Origin of the sequence: Pseudomonas sp. MM213 (assembly GCF_020423045.1) — a bacterium.
Classification (GTDB): Bacteria; Pseudomonadota; Gammaproteobacteria; order Pseudomonadales; family Pseudomonadaceae; genus Aquipseudomonas; species Aquipseudomonas migulae.
On record NZ_CP081943.1, the window covers coordinates 5,053,813 to 5,074,577 of the forward strand.

A 20,765-nucleotide genomic window follows, 5' to 3' on the forward strand; every position below is an offset into this window, starting at 1 on the left:
CAAGATGCTTCAGGAAAGTATTCATAAAGCAGGAGTCATTCGATGGCCCGTATTAGTGTTGAACGTGCCCACGGCCTGGGCAAGGAAGCGGCCCGCGAGAAGGCCGACCAGTTGGCGCAGAAACTGTCCGATCAATATGGCCTGGAGCCGCAGTGGTCCGGCGACACCCTGAACCTCAAGCGTTCCGGGGTGAAAGGCGCGGTGCATGTTGCTGAGGATTCGATTCGCGTTGATGTGGAATTGGGCCTGATGATGTCGGCCATGAGCGGCATGATCAAATCGGAAATCGAAAAGGCCCTCGATAAAGCCCTGGTCTGATTTCCGAGTCGAACCACATCCCCTGTGGGAGCCAGCCTGCTGGCGATGGCGGTGTATCAGTCAACATTGATGTTGATGGATAAATCGCTATCGCCAGCAGGCTGGCTCCCACATTTGTTTTAAGGCGCGCCCGAGGTTTTATGTCAGTTGTTAGGGTGCCGTTTCTAATTTTTCTCCCTACTTTGTGCATGAGCCCGACACTTTCGCGGGCAGTTCCTCAAACCTTCTGCGCGTGAGGTGCACCATGGCCAAAGTTATTTTGAAGAAAAAAATCGACGCTTCGACAACCGCTCTGAGCGACGTCAAATCCTATGCCCGCAAGATCTGGCTGGCAGGCCTGGGTGCCTACGCCAAGGTCGGCCAAGAGGGCAGCGATTACTTTCAAGAGTTGATCAAGGCTGGTCAAACTGTTGAAAAGAAAGGCAAAAAGGTAGTTGCCGAGAAACTTGAAGCAGCTAACGCCGAGATTGATGAAGCCAAGAGCGAAGTAAGCACTTTCAAAGGCAAGGTCGAAGTTCAACTCGACAAGGTCGAGAAGGCTTTTGACTCGCGTGTCGCAAGTACCTTGAATCGTATTGGCATTCCGTCTAAACATGACGTTGAGGCACTCTCTGCTAAGCTCGATGAGCTGACGGCATTGCTCGAACGCGTCGCGCGTAAATCTTAAGGAGAACGGGATGGCTGGTAAAAAGAACACCGAAAAAGAAGGCAGCTCGTGGATCGGGAAAGTCGAAGACTACTCCCGCAAAATCTGGCTTGCTGGTTTAGGCGTGTACTCGAAGATCGACACTGACGGCAGCAAGCTCTTCGATACATTGGTCAAAGACGGCGAGAAAGCCGAGAAGCTAACCAAGAGCGCTGTCGGCAAGAAAGTCGATGCCGCCAAGGACTCCGCTACCTCTGCCAAATCGCGCATCACTGGCGTGAAAGATCGTGCGCTGGGCAAGTGGGATGAGCTGGAAGGAGCTTTCGACAAGCGCCTGAACAGCGCCATTTCGCGCTTGGGTGTCCCGAGCCGCAACGAAGTGAAAGCGCTGCACAGCAAGGTCGATACCCTGACCAAGCAAATCGAAAAACTCACCGGTGCCAAGGTTGCGCCTGTTGCGGCGAAAACCGCAGCAGCCAAACCAGCGGCTAAAACCGCTGCCAAGCCTCTGGCAAAAGCTGCCGCTAAACCGGCTGCAAAACCCGCTGCAAAACCCGCCGCGAAAGCAGCGGCCAAGCCGGCTGCCAAAACGGCCGCAGCAAAACCTGCCGCAGCCAAGCCAGCAGCGAAACCGGTTGCCGCCAAAGCCGCCGCTAAACCGGCTGCTAAACCTGCAGCAGCCAAGCCTGCGGCAAAACCTGCCGCCGCGAAAAAACCAGCAGTGAAAAAACCGGCAGCGCCGAAAGCGGCTGCTCCAAAACCAGCAGTGGCTGCCGCCAAACCGGCAACCCCGGCGCCTACAGTGAGCAGCTCCAACTCTGCCACCGCGCCGACCCCTGCTGTAACCCCGACTGCCGCGCCGGCTCCATCGACGCCAACCAGTCAGTCCTGATTTCAGGGCTCAAAAAAACGCCCGGCCTGCAAAGGTCGGGCGTTTTTTGTTTGTGCACGATCCTGCAAACACCACCGCCCTTGTAGGAGCTAGCCTGCTAGCGATAGCGGTTCATCAGTCAACAACAATGTCGCCGGATAAATCGCTATCGCTAGCAGGCTAGCTCCCACAGGGTACCGTGGTATTCAGGGGTTATCCGTGTTCTTCGAGGTATTGGAGTGCCAGTTGCTCCGTCGCCACCTTGATTGGCGGCAGCAGATGCGGCGCCACCAGCATCATGATCTGATACACCACCAGCCTCACCTCACCTTCGCGATCCAGAATCCGCTGGTAATCCAGCGAAAACAGCAGCGTCATGGTGATCTGTTCCACCAACTGCCCCAACGCCTGCGTGTCGCTGACCAAGTGCCCTTGAGCCTTCAATCGCGCCAGCAATGAAGCCAGTGTGCGCTTCAGCGCATTGAGCAGGTTGCGAATCCCCTTGGCCAGTTTCGGCAGGCGCCCGGCGAGGTTCGACAGGTCCTGAAAGAGAAACCGATAGTGCGACAGGCGCTCGACGATCAGGTGCAGGAACAGCCAGTAATCTTCCGGTGCCAATTCCACATCGGACGGCGGATCAAGCAGCGGCGCAAGCTCCGCCTGGAAGCGCTCGAACAGCCCGAGAATCAGCGGTTCCTTGCCGTGAAAGTGGTAGTAGAGGTTGCCCGGGCTGATGCCCATTTCATTGGCAACTTCCATGGTGGAGACGTTCGGTTCGCCCTTCTGATTGAACAACTGCAGGGCACATTCGAGGATCCGGTCGCGGGTTTTCATCCAGTCTTCTTAATGTTCAAGTCCTGCCGCGCTTATACCTTGTAGGAGCCGGCTTGCTGGCGATCGCATCGCCGCGGTGGGTCGTGAACCGCGGTGATGCGATCGCCAGCAAGCCGGCTCCTACGGAGGCGGCAGTGGTGTGTTGGGTGTCAGCGCACGCGCACGTAAGTACCGGGTGCTGCCTCCATGGGTGGATAGTTCTGGTTGCCGAGGGCCATGTGGGTTTCCTTTTGCGTGCCCGAACGTTCCTGAATCCAGCTCAGCCACTGCGTCCACCAGCTGCCATCGACTTGCTTGGCGTCGTAATACCAGGCCCGCGGATCGCTGCTCAGTTTGGTGCTCTCGATGAAGTTGGCTTTCGGGTTGGACGGCGGGTTGAGGATGCTCTGTACATGACCGCTGTTGGACAGCACGAAGCGCCGCTCGCCACCCAGCAGCAGCGTCGAGCGATACACCGCATCCCACGGCGTGATGTGGTCGTTGATGCCGGCCACGCTGAAGCTGTCGACGGTGACTTTCTGCAAGTCGATCGGCGTGCCGCACACTTCCAGGCCCCCCGGATGACTCAGCGGGTTGTGCTTGAAGAAGTCCAGCAGGTCGCCGTGAAAGGCGGCCGGCAGGCGTGTGTTGTCGTTGTTCCAGTAGAGGATGTCGAACGCCGGCGGCTCCTTGCCCAACAGGTAGTTGTTGACGAAGTAGCTCCAGATCAAATCGTTGGGACGCATCCAGGCGAAGACCTTGGCCATGTCGCGACCGTCCAGCACGCCCTTCTGATAGGACCGACGCTTGGCCGCTTCCAGGGTCTGTTCGTCGGCGAACAGGGTCGCGGGGCTCTCCATCTGGCTGTCGAGCAGGCTCACCAGATAGGTTGCGCTGGATACACGGCGCAGTTGCCGCTTCGCCTGCAAATGACCTTGCAACGCGGCAATGGTCAGCCCGCCGGCGCAGGCGCCCATCAGGTTGACTTCCCGGGCGCCGGTGATCGCCCGGCATACATTCATCGCTTCTTCGACGGCTTCGACGTAGGTCGAAAGACCCCATTCGCGATGGCGCACATCGGGGTTGCGCCAGCTGATCATGAAGGTTTGCAGGCCGTTTTTCAGGGCGAACTGGACGAAGCTGTTGTTCGGGCTCAGGTCGAAAATGTAGTACTTGTTGATCTGTGGCGGCACCACCAGCAGCGGTTTGGAATACTGCTTTTCGCTCATCGGCTTGTACTGGATCAGTTCCAGCAGCTCATTGCGAAACACCACGGCGCCGGTGGTGGTCGCGACCGTCTTGCCGACCTCGAAGGCCTGCTTGGTCACTTGCCTGGGCAGGCCGTCGTTGTGCAGGAAATCATCGACCAGGTGACTGATGCCACGCACCAGGCTGTTGCCGCCGGAGTTGAAGATTTCCTTGACCGCCAGCGGATTGAGCAGGGTGTTGGACGGTGACACCGCATCATTGAGCAAAGCGAACGCGAAGTGGGCGCGGGCGCGATCATCCGGGTCCATGTTGCTCTCGTCGATCCAGCTTTTGACCTGTTTCTGCCAGCTCAGGTAGGCCTGCAAACTGCGGCGATAAAACGGGTTGAGGCTCCATGCGGGGTCGGCAAAGCGATTGTCGTTGGGGTTGGTCGGGTGCAGGGTTTCGCCCAGCAACACACGCCCCAGTTGACCGCCCAGCTTCAACGCATGGCGGGCGCTGTGCACGGGGTTGCGCAAACCATGGGCGGCAACGCTGCGCAGGGTCGAAAACAGATCCCGACCACGCAGGCCGGTAATCGCACTCTGTGCGTTGATGAACGCTGCGGGAGTCGGTAAAGATTCCCTCGCTGGCTTGTCGCGCATGACTCAACACTCCTTCGTCTTCAGGCCAAATACAAACACACCGAACCAGAACACCATAGACGCTGTAACGGGTTGTTGCGCGGCGCGGCGTCCTGCCGACCGACGATAAGTCGGTTAGCCGCCCGATGGAGCCGGATGCGGATGCATCACGGCGCGCTGCCGTTCTTCCTCGAGAAACTTCATGATGATCGGCGCCACGGCCTCGGCGCGAGTGATCAGGAACAGGTGCCCGTCATCGATGATGTGCAACTGGGCATTGGGAATCCGCCAGGCCAGCAAGCGCATGTTGATCAACGGGATCAGCGGGTCATCGTCGCCGGCCAGCACCAGCGTCGGCTGGTGGATCTTGTGCAGCCAGTGAATGCTGGTCCAGCCGAGCCCGGCGAACAGCTGCCAGTAGTAACCGAGCTTGCCCGCCGAGCGCACCTTCGCCGCATGGCTGGCCGCCAGTGTCGGATCGCGACGGAACGAGCCGCCGTAGATCATCGGCGCAATGCGGATCACGTGCGATGGCTGGATGTAGCGCCGTGGGCTGGCCATCATCCACAGCACTTTCGGTTTGCCCGGCACCATCACCGCACCCGCCGCCGTCGCCGCCAGCACCAGTTTCTTGCAGCGCTCGGGGTAGTCGTAAGCAAACTGCTGGGCGAGGGCGCCACCCCACGACACACCGATCACGTTCACTTGCCCGTAATCGAGATAGTCGAGCATCCGCGCCGTGAGTTTGGCCAGGCCCGGAAAACGATACGGCCGGTTCGGCGTCGACGAACCGCCGACACCGGGCACGTCGAAAGCGATGACTTCGAGGTCCGGGTCCAATGCGGCGACAAACGGAAACACCAGCTCCAGGTTGGCGCCGATGCCGTTGAATATCAGCAAGGGCGTCAAGTGAGGCTTGCCGGGGCGTACTGCCGTGCGGAGGGTCTGGCCATCCAGGTCGACGGTACGAAAAATGAACGGTTGCGGCATGCTTCAAGCCCTGTGGGTTAATTATCCCGGTCCCCTGTAGGAGCGAAGCTTGCTCGCGAAGGCGTCAGATCAGTCGAAATCTACGTTGAATGAATGACCGCTTTCGCGAGCAAGCTTCGCTCCTACGGGGGCGGGTGTGTCAGTTACCGCTCATGTACGTAAGTGCCCGGTGCTGCTTCACCTTCCGGATAAGCCTTGTTGCCCAGTTTTGTCGGGGCTTTTTTCAATTCGCCCGAACGCTCGGCCTGCCAGGCTTGCCAGTGCAGCCACCAGGAATCGGTGTGCTTGGTGGAGTTTTCCTGCCACTCCTCAGCCTTCAACGGCATCTCGGCGCTCGTCATGTAGCGCGATTTCGGGTTGCCCGGCGGGTTCAGAATGCTCTGGATATGCCCGCTGCTGGACAGCACGAATTCGACCTTGCCGCCGAACAGTTGCGCCGACTTGTAGCAGGACTTCCACGGCGTGATGTGGTCGTTGGTGCCGGCCAGGGAAAAGATGTCGGCCGTGACCTGCTTCAGGTCGATTGGCGTGCCGCACACTTCCAGTGCATCCGGTCGGATCAGCGGATTGTTTTTGAACATCTCGATCAGGTCGCCGTGGAACGCGGCGGGCAACCGGGTGGTGTCATTGTTCCAGAACAGAATGTCGAACACCGGCGGCTCGTTGCCGAGCAGGTAGTTGTTGACCCAGTAGTTCCAGATCAGATCGTTGGGGCGCATCCAGGCGAACACTTTCGCCATGTCGCGGCCTTCGAGTACGCCGGCCTGATAGGAATGGCGCTTGGCGGCTTCGAGGGTCTGTTCGTCGACGAACAGTGCGACGTCGCTGTCCAGGGTGGTGTCGAGCACGCTGACCAGCAGCGTCAGGGCGTTGACTTTTTTCTCGCCGATTGCGGCGTAGTGGCCCAGCAACGCGGTGCAGGTGATGCCGCCGGAGCAGGCGCCGAGCATGTTCACGTCTTTGCTGCCGGTGATCGCGGTGACCACATCAACCGCTTCCTTGAGCGCTTCGATGTAGGTCGACAGGCCCCATTCGCGTTGCTCCTTGGTCGGGTTGCGCCAGCTGACGATGAAGGTCTGCACGTGATTGCGCAGGCAGAAACGCGCCAGGCTTTTGTCCGGGCTCAGGTCGAAAACGTAGAACTTGTTGATCTGTGGCGGCACCACCAGCAATGGACGCTCATGCACCTGCTCGGTGGTCGGCCGGTACTGGATCAGCTCCAGCACGTCGTTACGGAAAACCACCGCACCTTCGGTCACGCCCAGGCTCTTGCCGACTTCGAATGCGCCCATGTTGACCTGGCTCGGCATGCCGCCGTTGTGCACCAGATCCTTGGCCAGGTGCGAGAGGCCGTCGAGCAGGCTCTTGCCACCGGTTTCGAAGAAGCGTTTGACCGCTGCCGGGTTGGCCGCCGTGTTGGTCGGGGCCATGGCTTCGGTCATGAGGTTGATCACGAAATGCCCGCGTGCCACATCCTTGGGCCCGAGGTTACTGTCGTCGATCCAGTCGTGGAGTTCCTTGCGCCACGCCAGGTAGGTTTGCAAATAACGTTTGTAGAGCGGGTTCTGGCTCCAGGCCGGATCGGCAAAGCGACGGTCATCGCTGGTCGGTAGCAGTTCGGATTTGCCGAACAGCACGTTCTTCAGTTCAAGACCGAAATGAGCGACATGCTTCGCACTGTGAATCGGTTGTTTAATGGCCTGCCTGAGCACCATTCGAGCAGAAGCCAGTAGATCCTTTCCACGCAGCCCAACGACAGGATTAAGCCCCAAGGTGTTTTCCGAGGCTTGATTCTTCAAGTCATCGTTATTCTTGTTACTCATCTACGACGCTCCATTGTCCTGAGACGAGTACCTGAGTCCAGCCGTGTAGTCACACAGCCAATGCCAGGTACTACTGCTCGGGTGACCGATAATTCTGCATCGCTGCTTTTTAGTTCAGAGAGCACTGCAGGTAACTTGCCAGCTCCATTGGTTACCCGAGTTTAATTTTTTTCGCAAGCAGGCTAATGACTGACCTCGCGGCCAAGCATTCAAACAGATGAAATTAGAAAATGCCTTCTAATGCGCAAGAGGCGCGGGTTAGAGCATCAGCTTGACGACAGATTCGTTAGGGTCGCGGGTCTTTCCGGCGGCTTTCAGCTCGGCAAGATAATCGTTCCAGAGATCCTCTTGGCGCACGCCCAGCTGGTACAGATATTCCCAGGTGAACAGGCCGCTGTCGTGGCCGTCGTCGAAGGTCAATTTCAGTGCGTACTGACCGGCCGGTTCTACCTTGGTCAGGCCTACGCCGATCTTGCCAAATTGCAGGATAGGTTTGCCGTGGCCCTGGACCTCGGCGGAAGGAGAGTGCACGCGCAGGAACTCGGCGGGCAGGTGATGTTCCTCGCCGGACGCGTATTTCAGCGACAGGGTTTTCGAGGCTTTGTGCAGTTTGATGTCGGTGGGGAGTTGGGTCATGGCCGGAGTTCCGTTATGGATGGAACCCTGTAGGAGCGAAGCTTGCTCGCGAAGGTGTGTCAGTCGACATCAATTCAGCTGACACACCTTCGCGAGCAAGCTTCGCTCCTACAAGTATGGCTTACAGGATATAACGGGACAGGTCTTCGTTCTGCGCCAATTCGCCGAGGTGGTTGTTGACGTAGTCGGCGTCGATCAGGATCACCTTGTCATCGTGAGCGCTGGCCAGGTCGCCGGCGCTGAACGACACCTCTTCGAGCAGGCGCTCAAGCAGCGTGTGCAGGCGACGGGCACCGATGTTCTCGGTTTTCTCGTTGACCTGCCAGGCGATCTCGGCGATGCGCTTGATGCCATCCGGCTGGAACTCGATGGCCAGGCCTTCGGTTTTCAGCAGTGCGCAATATTGCTCGGTGAGCGAGGCGTGCGGTTCGCTGAGGATGCGTTCGAAATCTTCCGGCGTCAGCGCCTTCAGCTCGACACGAATCGGCAGACGGCCTTGCAGCTCCGGCACCAGATCGCTCGGCTTGCTCAAGTGGAACGCACCAGAAGCGATGAACAGGATGTGGTCGGTCTTGACCATGCCCAGTTTGGTGTTGACGGTGCAGCCTTCGATCAGCGGCAGCAAGTCGCGTTGCACGCCTTCACGGGACACATCGACGCCACCGGAGTTACCGCGCTTGGCCACCTTGTCGATTTCGTCGATGAACACGATGCCGTGCTGCTCGACCGCTTCCAGCGCCTTGGCCTTCAACTCTTCATCGTTGACCAGGCGGCTGGCTTCTTCGTCGCGGACCAGTTTCAGCGCTTCCTTGACCTTGAGCTTGCGGCTCTTGCGTTTGCCCTTGCCCATGTTGGCGAACAGGCTCTGCAACTGATTGGTCATTTCTTCCATGCCCGGTGGCGCGGAGATATCGACGCCGGACACTTCGGCGACTTCGATTTCGATCTCCTTGTCATCCAGCTGGCCTTCGCGCAGGCGCTTGCGGAACAGCTGGCGGGTGTTGGAGTCGGCCGATGGGGCGTCATCGTTGTTGAAGCCCATGCGCGCCGGTGGCAGCAGGGCGTCGAGGATGCGCTCTTCCGCGGCGTCTTCGGCGCGGTGGCGAACCTTGGTCATTTCCTGTTCGCGCAGCAGCTTGATGGCAGCATCGGCCAGGTCGCGAATGATCGACTCGACATCGCGGCCGACGTAGCCGACTTCGGTGAACTTGGTCGCTTCGACTTTGATGAACGGTGCGTTGGCCAGTTTGGCCAGGCGACGGGCGATCTCGGTTTTGCCGACGCCGGTCGGGCCGATCATCAGGATGTTCTTCGGCGTTACTTCAACGCGCAGCTCTTCCGGCAGTTGCATCCGGCGCCAGCGGTTACGCAGCGCGATGGCGACGGCGCGTTTGGCATCGTCCTGGCCGATGATATGGCGGTTGAGTTCGTGGACGATTTCACGGGGAGTCATGGACATAATATTTTGACGGACCTTAAACAAGATGAGTCGTGGCGTGGGGCCGAAACAGACTTACTCGTCGCCTTTGGCGCAGTCCTGCTCCTCAATGGTCTGGGTGTGGTTGGTGAATACACAAATGTCGCCGGCAATGCCGAGGGCGGTTTCGACGATTTCCCGGGCTGACAGGTCGGTTTTCTTCAGCAGCGCACTGGCGGCGGCCTGGGCGTAGGCGCCGCCGGAACCCATGGCGATCAGGCCTTGTTCAGGCTCAACAACGTCGCCGTTGCCGGTGATGATCAAGGACGCGTCTTTGTTGGCGACCGCGAGCATGGCTTCGAGGCGGCTGAGGGTGCGGTCGGTGCGCCATTCTTTGGCGAGTTCGACGGCGGCGCGAACCAGATGGCCCTGGTGTTTCTCCAGTTGACCTTCGAAGCGTTCGAAAAGGGTAAAGGCGTCAGCCGTGGCGCCAGCAAAACCGGCGAGGACTTCGCCGTGGTAGAGGCGACGAACTTTCTTCGCGTTGCCTTTCATTACGGTATTGCCGAGAGAAACCTGGCCGTCGCCGCCCATGACGACTTTGCCGTGGCGGCGAACTGAAACGATGGTGGTCAAGGGAGAGTCTCCACGCAGCGGGGCGAAAATGCCTTATGCCAACTCATATGGGGGTGGTGGAGCGTTTTTCAACTGCGGGGCGGGAGAGGGGACGAGCGGTGTTGCGCGGGGGAAGGTGTGTTGTCTGATCTGACGCCTTCGCGGGCAAGCCTCGCTCCTACAGGTAATGCACCGTTCACAAATACGGCGAACGGTGCATTTTACGGCGTTCGCAATATCGCAAACGCCCCGTTACCTGTAGGAGCGAGGCTTGCCCGCGAAGAACGATAGCGCGGTGCTGCTGACGGAATCAGCGGTTCTGGCGTTGTTGTAACAACAGGTTGCTGAACCCGGCACCGGACAGTTGTTTCTGCGCGGTGGTCAGCTGTTCGCGGTTGCTGAACGGCCCGACCAGCACCCGATACCAGGTCTCGTCCTTCACCGTGCCGGACTCAACCGATACCGCCTGGCCGAGCAGGATGATCTGCGCGCGCACCTTGTCTGCATCAGCCTCCTTGCGGAACGAACCGGCCTGCAGGAAGAACTTGGTCACCGGTGCCGCCTTGGCCACGGGTGGCGGTGGCGGCGGGGTGATGCCAGCCAGTGCCGCCTGAGCCCGCGCTGTGTCGATCTTCGCCGCTTCCGCCGGGGTTACCGGCGTGGTCGGTACAGCCGGCGTCGGCGGTGTTTTCTCCGGCACGGCATCCGGCGGCACGATGACTTCCGATTCCGGCAGCAAGGTGTAGAAGTCGTACTTCGGCTTCACCGGTTGCGTCGGGCTCGGCGGGGTCTTGTTGGCCTCGGCGACCTTGGTGGCTTTCTGCTGCTCGATCTTCTCGCGCTTGACGCTGTCGCTGCCCTTGCCCGGTTCCAGCTTCATCAGGAATACAATGAACGCGCCGACCGTCAGGCCGATGGCCATCCACAACCAACCCGGGATCGGTTGCTTTGCAGGAGCTTGGTAACGGCTGGCGCCACGCTTGGGTGCAGGTTTTTTCTTGGCAGCCAACTTACATACGCTCCAGAGTTTCCAGACCCAAGAGTTCCAGGCCTTGCTTGAGAGTGCGACCGGTCAGCGCGGCAAGACGCAAGCGGCTTTGCATTTGCGCCGGGGTTTCAGCACTGAGGATCGGGCAGTTCTCGTAGAAGCTGGAGAACAGGCCGGCAACGTCGTACAGGTAGGTGCAGAGGATGTGCGGCGTGCCTTTCTCGGACACGTTGTTCAGGATTTCGCCGAATTGCGCGAGTTTGGCTGCCAGCTCATGTTCATGCGCGGCTTCCAGGACGATCTGGCCTTCGACTTCGCTGAAGTCCTTGCCGAGCTTGCGGAACACGCCGGCCACACGGGTGTACGCGTACAGCAGGTACGGCGCGGTGTTGCCTTCGAAGTTCAGCATCAGGTCGAAGTTGAAGCTGTAGTCGCTGGTGCGGTGCTTGGACAGGTCGGCGTATTTCACTGCGCCGATGCCCACGACCTTGGCGATGTTGCGCAGCTCGTCTTCGGCCAGCTCCGGGTTTTTCTCTTTGACCAGGTTGTAGGCGCGCTCCTGGGCTTCGGTCAGCAGGTCGATCAGCTTCACGGTGCCGCCATCGCGGGTCTTGAACGGACGGCCGTCGGCGCCGTTCATGGTGCCGAAACCCATGTGTTCCATTTCCATCGGGTGCGTCACGAAGCCGGCCTTGCGGGCGACGGCGAACACTTGCTGGAAGTGCAGGGCCTGGCGCTGGTCGACAAAGTACAGCGCGCGATCAGCCTTCAGCTTGCCACTGCGATAACGTACCGCCGCCAGGTCGGTGGTGGCGTAGAGGTAGCCGCCATCCGCCTTGACGATGATCACTGGCAGCGGGTCGCCGTCAGCGTTCTTGAATTCGTCGAGGAACACGCACTGCGCGCCGTTGCTCTCGACCAGCATGCCAGCGGCCTTGAGGTCGTTGACCACATTGATCAGGTCGTCGTTGTAAGCGCTTTCGCCCATCACGTCGGCCATGGTCAGTTTGACGTTCAGCAGCTCGTAGATTTTCTGGCAGTGCGACAGCGAGATGTCCTTGAACTTGGTCCACAGTGCCAGGCAATCCGGGTCGCCGGCTTGCAGCTTGACCACCAGGCCACGGGCGCGGTCGGCGAACTCTTCGGATTCGTCAAAACGGCCCTTGGCGGCGCGGTAGAAGTTTTCCAGGTCCGACAGCTCGTCGCTGGTGATCGGGTTTTCCTGCAAGTAAGCCATCAGCATGCCGAACTGGGTGCCCCAGTCGCCCACGTGGTTCTGACGGATCACTTCGTCGCCGAGGAACTCCAGAACGCGAGCCACGCCGTCGCCGATGATGGTCGAACGCAAGTGGCCGACGTGCATCTCTTTGGCGAGGTTCGGTGCCGACAGATCGACCACGGTGCGTTGCGCCGGGCCAGCCTTGCGCACGCCGATGTGCTCGTCGGCCAGTGCGGCGTCGAGGCGGGTGGCCAGGGCGTCGGTGTTCTGGAAGAAATTCAGGAAGCCAGGACCGGCGATTTCGGTCTTGGTGACGTTTTCGTCAGCCGGCAGCGCGGCGATGATCTTCTCGGCCAGATCGCGCGGTTTCATGCCGGCCGGCTTGGCCAGCATCATGGCGATGTTGCTGGCGAAGTCGCCGTTCTTCTTGTCACGGGAGTTTTCCACCTGGATCGCCGGCGTCAGGCCTTCAGGCAACACACCTTCGTTGACGAGTTGGGTGATGGCTTGTTGGATCAACTGGCGAATGGTGTCTTTCATGGTCTTCTCTTTCGACCGCAAGCGCGGCGGCGCTTCGATGCGCTGGTGGAAAAACTGGGCATTATCCGTTGCGAAGGCGGGCTTGCCAACTATAGCGGGCAGGTTGTGGATATGTGGTGACTATTAGGGCCTCTTTCGCGGGCAAGCCTCGCTCCTACAGGGGCGAGTCGTTTGCCAATATTGTGAACGACACAAACCCGTAGGAGCGAGGCTTGCCCGCGAAGGCAATATTGAAATCAATACAAATCGACCGGGTCGACATCCAAAGACCAGCGCACCGCCCGCCCGCTAGGCATCTGCTCCAGCACCAGCAACCAACTGGCCAGCAACCGGTGCAGCGGCGCCCGGGCCGTTGCCTGCAACAATAACTGCGCGCGATAACGCCCGGCCCGACGTTCCATCGGTGCAGGCACCGGCCCGAGCAATTCGATCCCGGTCAGATTCTGTTCGGCCAGCAAACGCTCGGCCTCGCTGCACGCCTCGTCGAGAAACCCTTCAGCCTGCCCCGGTTTGTGCGCTTCGGCCCGCAGCAGCGCCAAATGCGCAAACGGCGGCAAACCGGCGGAGCGTCGTTCGCTCAGCGCCTGTTCGGCGAACGCGAAGTAGCCTTGTTCAGTCAGTTGCACCAGCAGCGGATGGTCCGCCAGATGGGTCTGGATGATCACTTTGCCCGGCTCTTCAGCCCGGCCTGCGCGACCGGCGACCTGCACGATCAGTTGCGCCATGCGCTCACTGGCGCGGAAGTCGCCGGAGAACAAACCACCATCGGCATCGAGAATCGACACCAGCGTCACCCGTGGAAAGTGATGCCCTTTGGCAAGCATTTGCGTGCCCACCAGAATGCACGGGTGACCCTTCTGAATGGTCGCGAACAACTGATTCATCGCGTCCTTGCGCGACGTGCTGTCGCGGTCGACCCGCAGCACCGGCACATCCGGGAACAGAATGGCCAGGCGTTCCTCGGCACGCTCGGTGCCGGCGCCCACCGGCCGCAAATCCACTTTGCCGCACTTCGGGCAGTGCCGGGGCACGCGTTCGACGTAGCCGCAATGGTGGCAGCGCAATTCGCCGGAGCGTTGGTGCACGGTCATTCGCGCATCGCAGCGCTGGCATTCGGACATCCAGCCGCAGTCGTGGCACAGCAGCGTCGGGGCGAAACCTCGACGGTTGAGGAACACCAATACTTGCTGGCCGGCCGCGAGTGTCTGGCCGATGGCTTGGTGCATCGGCCCGGAAATGCCGCTGTCGAGCGGGCGACTTTTCACATCCAGGCGCAGGAAGCGCGGTTGCTTGGCGCCGCCAGCACGCTCATTGAGGCGTAGGAGGCCGTAGCGCCCGGTGTAGGCGTTGTGCAGGCTTTCCAGCGAAGGCGTGGCGGAACCGAGCACGATCGGGATGTTTTCCTGCCGTGCGCGCACCAATGCCAGGTCGCGGGCGTGATAGCGCAGGCCTTCCTGCTGTTTATAAGAGCCGTCGTGCTCTTCGTCGATGATGATCAGGCCGGGGTTTTTCATCGGCGTGAACAGCGCCGAACGGGTGCCGATAATAATGTCGGCGTCGCCGTCGCGCGCGGCGAGCCAGGCTTCGAGGCGTTCGCGATCGTTGACCGCCGAGTGGATCAGCGCGATGCGTGCATTGAACCGTTGTTCGAAGCGCGCCAGGGTCTGCGGGCCGAGGTTGATCTCCGGGATCAACACCAGTGCTTGCTTGCCGGCTTCAAGGGTTTCGCGGATCAGCTGCAAATAGACTTCGGTCTTGCCACTGCCAGTGACCCCGGCCAGCAGGAACGCGTGATAACTGTCGAACCCGGCGCGAATCGCTTCATAGGCGGCGCGTTGTTCAGGGTTGAGCGGCAATTCCGGTTGCGCCAGCCAGTGCTCGTGGCGGGCGCCGGGGGCGTGCTTGCGGATCTCCACTTGCACCAGATCCTTGGCCAGCAGCAGATCCAGGCTGTCCTTGCTCAGCATCAGCTTGCTCAGCAACTGATGGGCGACGCCATGAGGATGCTGCGCCAGGGTTGCCAACGCCTCACGCTGACGCGGGGCCCGGGCGATGCGCGGGTCATCGAGGCTGGCGCCAGGCGCGGCGGACCAGAAACGTTCCTGGCGCGCTTCGGCCAGTTCGCCCTGACGCAACAACACCGGCAGTGCCCAGCTCAAGGTGTCGCCGAGGCTGTGCTGATAATACTGAGAGGTCCACAGGCACAGCTTGAACAGCGCTGGCGGCAAGGGCGGCGTGGCGTCGAGCAGGGCCAGGGCCGGTTTGAGCTTTTCTGCAGGCACTTCGCTGGTGTCGGTGACCTCTACCAGAATCCCGATCATCTCCCGCCGGCCGAAAGGTACGCGCAGGCGCATGCCCGGTTGCAACTGGGCGCGCAGGACTCCGGCCGGGGCACGGTAATCGAACAGGCGGCGCAGGGGCGAAGGCAGGGCGAGGCGCAAAATGGCGTCGGGCACGCGGGGGGATCTCGATCAACAAACAATAGGGGGCGTGACATATAACCTGTGGGAGTGAGCCTGCTCGCGATAGCAATCTTGCAGTCAACATTGTGGCGACTGGCAGACCGCTATCGCGAGCAGGCTCACTCCTACAGGGGATCGCGTATTGGGTCGGGAGCCTAGCAGACGGTCGGTCTCAGCGACAGCTTGCGTGATTGAGATTGTCTGGTAGAATCCGCGGCCTAATTACGTGCGGTATTCAACAATAGTGTTGGGTGGCGGCACGCAGCCTGAGGAAGACACCATGAAAGCTGATATCCATCCAGAATACCCAGCCATCGCTGTTACCTGCAGCTGTGGCAACAAGTTCGAAACCCGTTCGACCTTCGGCAAAGCCCTGGCGATCGACGTTTGCAACGAATGCCACCCGTTCTACACCGGTAAGCAAAAGACTCTGGACACTGGCGGCCGCGTTCAGCGCTTCGCAGACCGTTTCGGTGCTTTCGGCGCGAAAAAGGCCTAAGGCCAATCATTTTGGAAGGTCGTTCCGGCTTCTCCAGACTGATAAAAAAGGCGTCCCTTGCGGGCGCCTTTTTTGTGTCCGCGATTTGGCTTTCGGGCGCCCAGGCCTTCTGCCCGGTGCCGAGCGGGCTGACGTCGGTCGCGGTGCAACGGGTGGTGGATGGCGACACGCTGCGCCTGAGCGATGGCCGAAGCGTGCGCATGATCGGCTTGAATACGCCCGAGCTGGGTAAACAGGGCCGCTCCGACGAGCCGTTTGCCGTGGCGGCGCGCAAGCGCCTGGAAGCATTGGTGGCTGCCAGCGGCGGGCGGGTCGGTGTGCTGCCGGGTAAAGAGAGCAAGGATCACTACGGTCGTACCCTTGCGCATCTTTATGGCGCCGAGGGTGCCAACCTCGAAGCGCAGATGCTCGCAGAAGGGCTCGGTTTCCAGGTGGCGGTCGCGCCGAATGTCGATCTGGTGGCCTGTCAGCAAGCAGCGGAACGCAGTGCGCGGCAAGCCGGGCTCGGTGTGTGGCGCCAGTCGCCTGTACTGAAAGCGGAGCAGATCAACACGTCCGGCTTCGCGGTGGTCAGTGGGCGTGTGAGCAAGGTTCAACGCAATCGCGGCGGTGTTTGGATCGAGTTGCAGGATTCTCTTGTACTGCGTGTTGCGCCCAATTTGCTGGGGCAATTTGATGGTGCGGCGCTGGAGCGCCTGAAAGGCAAGCAGGTCGAGGCCCGTGGCTGGGTCGTGGACCGTTCGCGCCGTGGCGGATTGCAAGCGGGGCAAGCGCGCTGGCTTCTTCCATTGACCGATCCGGCGATGTTGCAAGCGGCGCCTTGATAAAAAAATTGTAGACATTTTTATTGTCGATTGTGAACAGTCTATCCCTTGTGTTCCGTGGCTCTTGGCCCAAAGTCGTAGGGCGGGGCGCTTGACAGGGGTGACTGGTCAGTCTTGTGGGGACTTTGCGAGGCGCGTATCCTCGCTGACCAGTCTGTCCAACAGTAAAAGCGGAATGCCCCCATGTCTGATCTGAAAACTGCCGCTCTCGAATATCACGCCCATCCTCGTCCAGGTAAGCTGAGTGTCGAGCTCACCAAGGCCACCGCTACCGCCCGCGACCTGTCGCTGGCCTACAGCCCCGGCGTAGCCGAACCAGTACGCGAAATCGCCCGCGATCCTGAACTGGCCTACAAATACACCGGTAAAGGCAACCTGGTTGCAGTCATTTCCGATGGCACCGCGATTCTGGGCCTGGGTAACCTCGGCCCATTGGCTTCCAAGCCAGTGATGGAAGGTAAAGGCGTGCTGTTCAAGCGCTTCGCCGGCATCGACGTTTTCGACATCGAAGTCGACTCCGAAAGCCCGCAAGCCTTCATCGACACCGTCAAGCGCATCTCCATCACCTTCGGTGGCATCAACCTGGAAGACATCAAGGCACCTGAGTGCTTTGAGATCGAGCGCGCTCTGATCGAGCAGTGCGACATCCCGGTATTCCACGATGACCAGCACGGCACCGCAATCGTGACTGCCGCCGGCATGATCAACGCCCTGGAAATCGCTGGCAAAACCCTCGCCGACGCCAAGATCGTCTGCCTGGGTGCCGGTGCGGCCGCCATCTCCTGCATGAAATTGCTGGTGAGCATGGGCGCCAACATCGAAAACATCTACATGGTTGACCGTACCGGCGTGATCCACTCCGGCCGTGACGACCTGAACCAGTACAAGGCTGTCTTCGCTCACGCGACCGACAAGCGCACCCTGGCTGACGCCCTGCAAGGCGCAGACGTGTTCGTTGGCCTGTCCGGTCCGAACCTGCTGAGCGCTGAAGGCCTGCTGTCCATGGCGGCCAACCCGATCGTGTTCGCGTGCTCGAACCCGGATCCGGAAATCTCCCCGGAACTGGCACACGCCACCCGTAACGACGTGATCATGGCGACCGGCCGTTCGGACTACCCGAACCAGGTCAACAACGTACTGGGCTTCCCGTTCATCTTCCGTGGTGCCCTGGACGTTCGCGCCAAGCGCATCAACGAAGAAATGAAAGTGGCAGCAGCCAACGCCCTGCGTGAACTGGCCAAACTGCCGGTTCCTCAGGAAGTGTGCGACGCCTACGGCGGCATCAAGCTGGAATTCGGTCGTGAGTACATCATTCCGAAGCCAATGGACAAGCGTCTGATCACCCTGATCTCCGATGCCGTGGCCAAGGCTGCAATCGAGACCGGCGTGGCAACCCTGCCGTATCCGAAGAACTACCCGCTGAAAAGCGTGGATGATGTGTTCAACGGCTAAGCCGTTGTAACGCTTCAACCGAAGCCCCGGCTCTTGTGAGCCGGGGTTTTTTATTGTCTGTGGTTTGTGTGTTGTCTGTGCGGGCCTCTTCGCGGGCAAGTCGGATCGCCGCACCGCTCGCTCCTACGGGTTTTGTGCCGGTCGCGAATACTGCGTACAACACAAAACCTGTAGGAGCGAGCGGTGCGGCGATCCGACTTGCCCGCGAAGAGGCCGGGTAATACAACCCATAAATCGCAGGCAATAAAAAGCCCCGCACTTCTCTCGAAGGCGGGGCTTTTCGGGTGGTGCTGCGATCAGAACAAATCGATCGGTGCCGCTTCATCCGCTGGCAGCGGGCTGCCCGGCGCATTGCCGTTGCCCAGCTCATTCACCGACGGTGGCGTATCTTCGGCCTTGAACAGCTCGAAGTACGCTCCAGGCGTGCCTGGGGTGGCTGCCCGGCCGCTGACCGGGTCAACCCGCAGGCTGAGGATGCCTTCCGGCTCCGGTTGCGTGTGCGGCGGCTTGTCTTTGAGCGCGGCGCCCATGTAGTTCATCCAGATCGGCAGGGCGACGGTGCCGCCGAACTCGCGTTTGCCCAGGCTTTCCGGCTGGTCGAAACCGGTCCAGACGGTGGTCACGTAATCGGCGTTATAGCCCGAGAACCAGGCATCCTTCGATTCGTTGGTCGTACCGGTTTTGCCTGCAATGTCGGGGCGCCCCAAGGCCAGTGCGCGACGGCCGGTGCCGAGTTTGATCACGTCCTCGAGCATGCTGTTGAGGATGTAAGTGGTGCGACCATCGACAATGCGTTCGGCCACGGCCGGCGCCTGAGGTGTTGGCAGACCTGGAGCTTCGCCCGGCGTCGCGTTGACCGTAAAGGCCTCGGCGGTCGGCGCGGCGATGCCGTCGGTGGCCACATCGCCTTTCGGCACGCTTGGCGGATTGGCGACGAACAACGTGTCGCCATTGCGGCTTTCGATCTTGTCGATGATGTACGGGGTGATCTTGAAGCCGCCGTTGGCGAACGTGCTCCAGCCGGTGGCGATTTCCATTGGCGTCAGGGTCGCGGTGCCCAGGGCCAGCGACAGGTTGCGCGGCAGGTCCTGCTTGTTGAAGCCGAACTTGCTGATGTAGTCGATGGTGCGATCGACGCCCAGCGCCTGCACCAGGCGGATCGACACCAGGTTGCGCGACTTGTACAGCCCTTCACGCAGACGGATCGGGCCGAGGAAAGTGTTGGTGTCGTTCTTCGGACGCCAGACCTTGTCCAGGTATTCGTCGACGAACACGATCGGTGCGTCGTTCACCAGGCTGGCGGCGGTGTAGCCGTTATCCAGCGCGGCGCTGTACACGAACGGTTTGAAGCTTGAGCCCGGCTGACGCTTGGCCTGCAGGGCACGGTTGTAGTTGCTCTGTTCGAAGGCGAAACCGCCGACCAGCGAGCGAATCGCGCCGTTCTGTGGATCAAGGGAAACCAATGCGCCCTGAGCTTGCGGGATCTGGCTGAATTTCAGCGAATTGTCCGGCTGACGCTGCACGCGAATCAGATCACCGACCTGAGCCACATCCGTGGGCTGCTTCGGATTGGCGCCCATGCTGTTGGTGTTCAGGAACGGCCGCGCCCATTTCATGCTGTCCCAGCCGATGTGTTCGTCGCCGGTACGGGTCAGCACTTGCAGGCCGTTCTTCTCGACCTGCGTGACGATGGCCGGCTCAAGGCCGCTGATGGTGCGCTGCTTGGTCAGCTCCGAGATCCAGGCCTCGCGGGTCTTGCCCGGCAGGCGCGACTCGGGACCGCGATAGCCGTGACGCTGATCGTAGGTCATCAGGCCTTCGTGGACGGCCGTGTTGGCCATTTCCTGCAGGTTGCTCGGCACGGTGGTCGTGACGCGGAAACCCTCGGTGTAGGCATCGCTGCCGTAGCGGCCGACCATTTCGGCGCGGGCCATTTCAGCAATGTACGGCGCGTTCACTTCCGGGGTCGGCACGTGATAGCTGGCGTTCAGCGGCTCGTTGATCGCGGCGGTGTAATCGCTTTCGGTGATCTTGCCGAGCTTGTACATGCGGCCAAGGATCCAGTCGCGACGTTCCTTGCTGCGAGCCGGGTTGGCCAGCGGGTTGAAGCGCGACGGGGCTTTCGGCAGGCCGGCGATCATCGCCATCTGCGCCAGGCTGACGTCACGAATCGACTTGCCGTAGTAAACCTGCGCCGCGGCCTCGATGCCGTAGGCGCGGTTGCCCAGGTAGATCTTGTTGACGTACAGCTCGAGGATCTCGTCCTTGGTCAGCTGCCGTTCGATCTGCAGGGCCAGGAGGATTTCAGTGGTCTTGCGCGAGAAGCTGCGCTCGCTGGTCAGGAAGAAGTTCTTCGCCACCTGCATGGTGATGGTGCTGCCGCCGGACTGGATGTGTCCGCTTTTTACCAATTGGGTAGCGGCACGCATCAGGCTGCTGGGATCGACGCCGTAGTGGTTGGCGAAATTGTCGTCTTCAGCACTTAGTAACGCATTAATGAAATTGGGGGGAATGTCGGCGAAACGGATCGGTGTACGGCGCATTTCGCCAAACTCTGCGATCAACTTGTTGTCGCTGCTGTAGACGCGCAATGGAATCTGCAACTGGATGCTTCGCAGTGCCTCCACAGAAGGCAATCCCGGACTAAGGTAAAGAAACGCGCCACTCAGACCAAGGAGCAGTCCGCAGAAAACGGCGACGATGGACCAACCGAAGAATTTCAGCAGACGAATCAAGGCTTTGGGATATCCAGGGCAAAGAATGAATTAGGCAGCAGGGTTCAGATAAACAGGGAACGACCCGCGCTTGCAGTAAAAACCG

17 protein-coding genes are annotated in these 20,765 nt (G+C 60.3%); 6 read left to right on the forward strand and 11 right to left on the reverse strand.

The genetic code is table 11. The annotated features are described in order from the left end of the window. Positions 1–42: 42 nt before the first annotated feature. The 3 genes from K5R88_RS23120 to K5R88_RS23130 all read left to right on the forward strand — a co-directional run bounded on the left by K5R88_RS23120 (position 43) and on the right by K5R88_RS23130 (position 1,856). Positions 43–318, forward strand: a complete 276-nt coding sequence (locus tag K5R88_RS23120; protein ID WP_008041889.1) for a polyhydroxyalkanoic acid system family protein — start codon at positions 43–45, stop codon at positions 316–318. Positions 319–562: 244 nt separating this feature from the next. Beyond that, positions 563–985 carry a phasin family protein gene (locus K5R88_RS23125; RefSeq protein ID WP_008025226.1) on the forward strand — a complete coding sequence of 141 codons (423 nt, stop codon included), beginning with the start codon at positions 563–565 and terminating at the stop codon, positions 983–985. A 10-nt stretch (positions 986–995) separates the two neighbouring features. Next, positions 996–1,856, forward strand: coding sequence for a phasin family protein (locus tag K5R88_RS23130; protein ID WP_226298421.1), 861 nt, complete (start codon positions 996–998; stop codon positions 1,854–1,856). 192 nt (positions 1,857–2,048) lie between these two features. Here K5R88_RS23130 and K5R88_RS23135 read toward each other — a convergent pair whose 3' ends face one another. The 10 genes from K5R88_RS23135 to K5R88_RS23180 form a co-directional block, all read right to left on the reverse strand. Next, positions 2,049–2,669 (reverse strand): TetR/AcrR family transcriptional regulator, encoded by a 621-nt coding sequence (locus K5R88_RS23135; RefSeq protein WP_008041885.1) that lies wholly within the window; start codon positions 2,667–2,669, stop codon positions 2,049–2,051. Between the two features lie 149 nt (positions 2,670–2,818). Then, positions 2,819–4,501, reverse strand: a complete 1,683-nt coding sequence (gene phaC, locus K5R88_RS23140; protein WP_226298422.1) for a class II poly(R)-hydroxyalkanoic acid synthase — start codon at positions 4,499–4,501, stop codon at positions 2,819–2,821. Positions 4,502–4,615: 114 nt separating this feature from the next. Then, a complete protein-coding gene (phaZ, locus tag K5R88_RS23145) occupies positions 4,616–5,470 on the reverse strand; it encodes a poly(3-hydroxyalkanoate) depolymerase (protein WP_008025220.1) in 855 nt (284 codons plus the stop codon). Between the two features lie 143 nt (positions 5,471–5,613). Then, entirely contained in the window at positions 5,614–7,293 is a 1,680-nt protein-coding gene (gene phaC, locus K5R88_RS23150; protein WP_192226849.1) for a class II poly(R)-hydroxyalkanoic acid synthase, read from the reverse strand. Positions 7,294–7,551: 258 nt separating this feature from the next. Next, on the reverse strand, positions 7,552–7,929 hold the full coding sequence (locus tag K5R88_RS23155; protein ID WP_008025216.1) for a gamma-butyrobetaine hydroxylase-like domain-containing protein: 378 nt from the start codon (positions 7,927–7,929) through the stop codon (positions 7,552–7,554). 121 nt (positions 7,930–8,050) lie between these two features. After that, positions 8,051–9,388, reverse strand: a complete 1,338-nt coding sequence (gene hslU / locus K5R88_RS23160; protein ID WP_008025214.1) for an ATP-dependent protease ATPase subunit HslU — start codon at positions 9,386–9,388, stop codon at positions 8,051–8,053. Between the two features lie 54 nt (positions 9,389–9,442). Then, positions 9,443–9,982: an ATP-dependent protease subunit HslV gene (gene hslV, locus K5R88_RS23165; protein ID WP_008025213.1), complete on the reverse strand. Its 540-nt coding sequence runs from the start codon at positions 9,980–9,982 to the stop codon at positions 9,443–9,445. A 289-nt stretch (positions 9,983–10,271) separates the two neighbouring features. Then, complete coding sequence (locus K5R88_RS23170) at positions 10,272–10,970, reverse strand: SPOR domain-containing protein (protein ID WP_008025212.1); 699 nt, start codon at positions 10,968–10,970, stop codon at positions 10,272–10,274. 1 nt (position 10,971) lies between these two features. Continuing rightward, positions 10,972–12,708 carry an arginine--tRNA ligase gene (gene argS / locus K5R88_RS23175; protein WP_032832667.1) on the reverse strand — a complete coding sequence of 579 codons (1,737 nt, stop codon included), beginning with the start codon at positions 12,706–12,708 and terminating at the stop codon, positions 10,972–10,974. 236 nt (positions 12,709–12,944) lie between these two features. Continuing rightward, positions 12,945–15,164 (reverse strand): primosomal protein N', encoded by a 2,220-nt coding sequence (locus K5R88_RS23180; RefSeq protein ID WP_008025209.1) that lies wholly within the window; start codon positions 15,162–15,164, stop codon positions 12,945–12,947. A 286-nt stretch (positions 15,165–15,450) separates the two neighbouring features. On the opposite strand from K5R88_RS23180, the gene rpmE reads away from it, so the two are divergent. From rpmE to K5R88_RS23195, 3 genes are all read left to right on the forward strand, one after another. Further along, positions 15,451–15,669 carry a 50S ribosomal protein L31 gene (gene rpmE, locus K5R88_RS23185; protein ID WP_008025207.1) on the forward strand — a complete coding sequence of 73 codons (219 nt, stop codon included), beginning with the start codon at positions 15,451–15,453 and terminating at the stop codon, positions 15,667–15,669. Positions 15,670–15,680: 11 nt separating this feature from the next. Next, positions 15,681–16,493, forward strand: a complete 813-nt coding sequence (locus tag K5R88_RS23190; protein ID WP_226298423.1) for a thermonuclease family protein — start codon at positions 15,681–15,683, stop codon at positions 16,491–16,493. A 183-nt stretch (positions 16,494–16,676) separates the two neighbouring features. Next, positions 16,677–17,945 (forward strand): malic enzyme-like NAD(P)-binding protein, encoded by a 1,269-nt coding sequence (locus K5R88_RS23195; protein ID WP_008025204.1) that lies wholly within the window; start codon positions 16,677–16,679, stop codon positions 17,943–17,945. Positions 17,946–18,241: 296 nt separating this feature from the next. Here the strand turns inward: K5R88_RS23195 and K5R88_RS23200 are convergent, their stop codons facing one another. After that, positions 18,242–20,677, reverse strand: a complete 2,436-nt coding sequence (locus K5R88_RS23200) for a penicillin-binding protein 1A (RefSeq protein ID WP_442963915.1) — start codon at positions 20,675–20,677, stop codon at positions 18,242–18,244. Positions 20,678–20,765 lie beyond the last annotated feature (88 nt).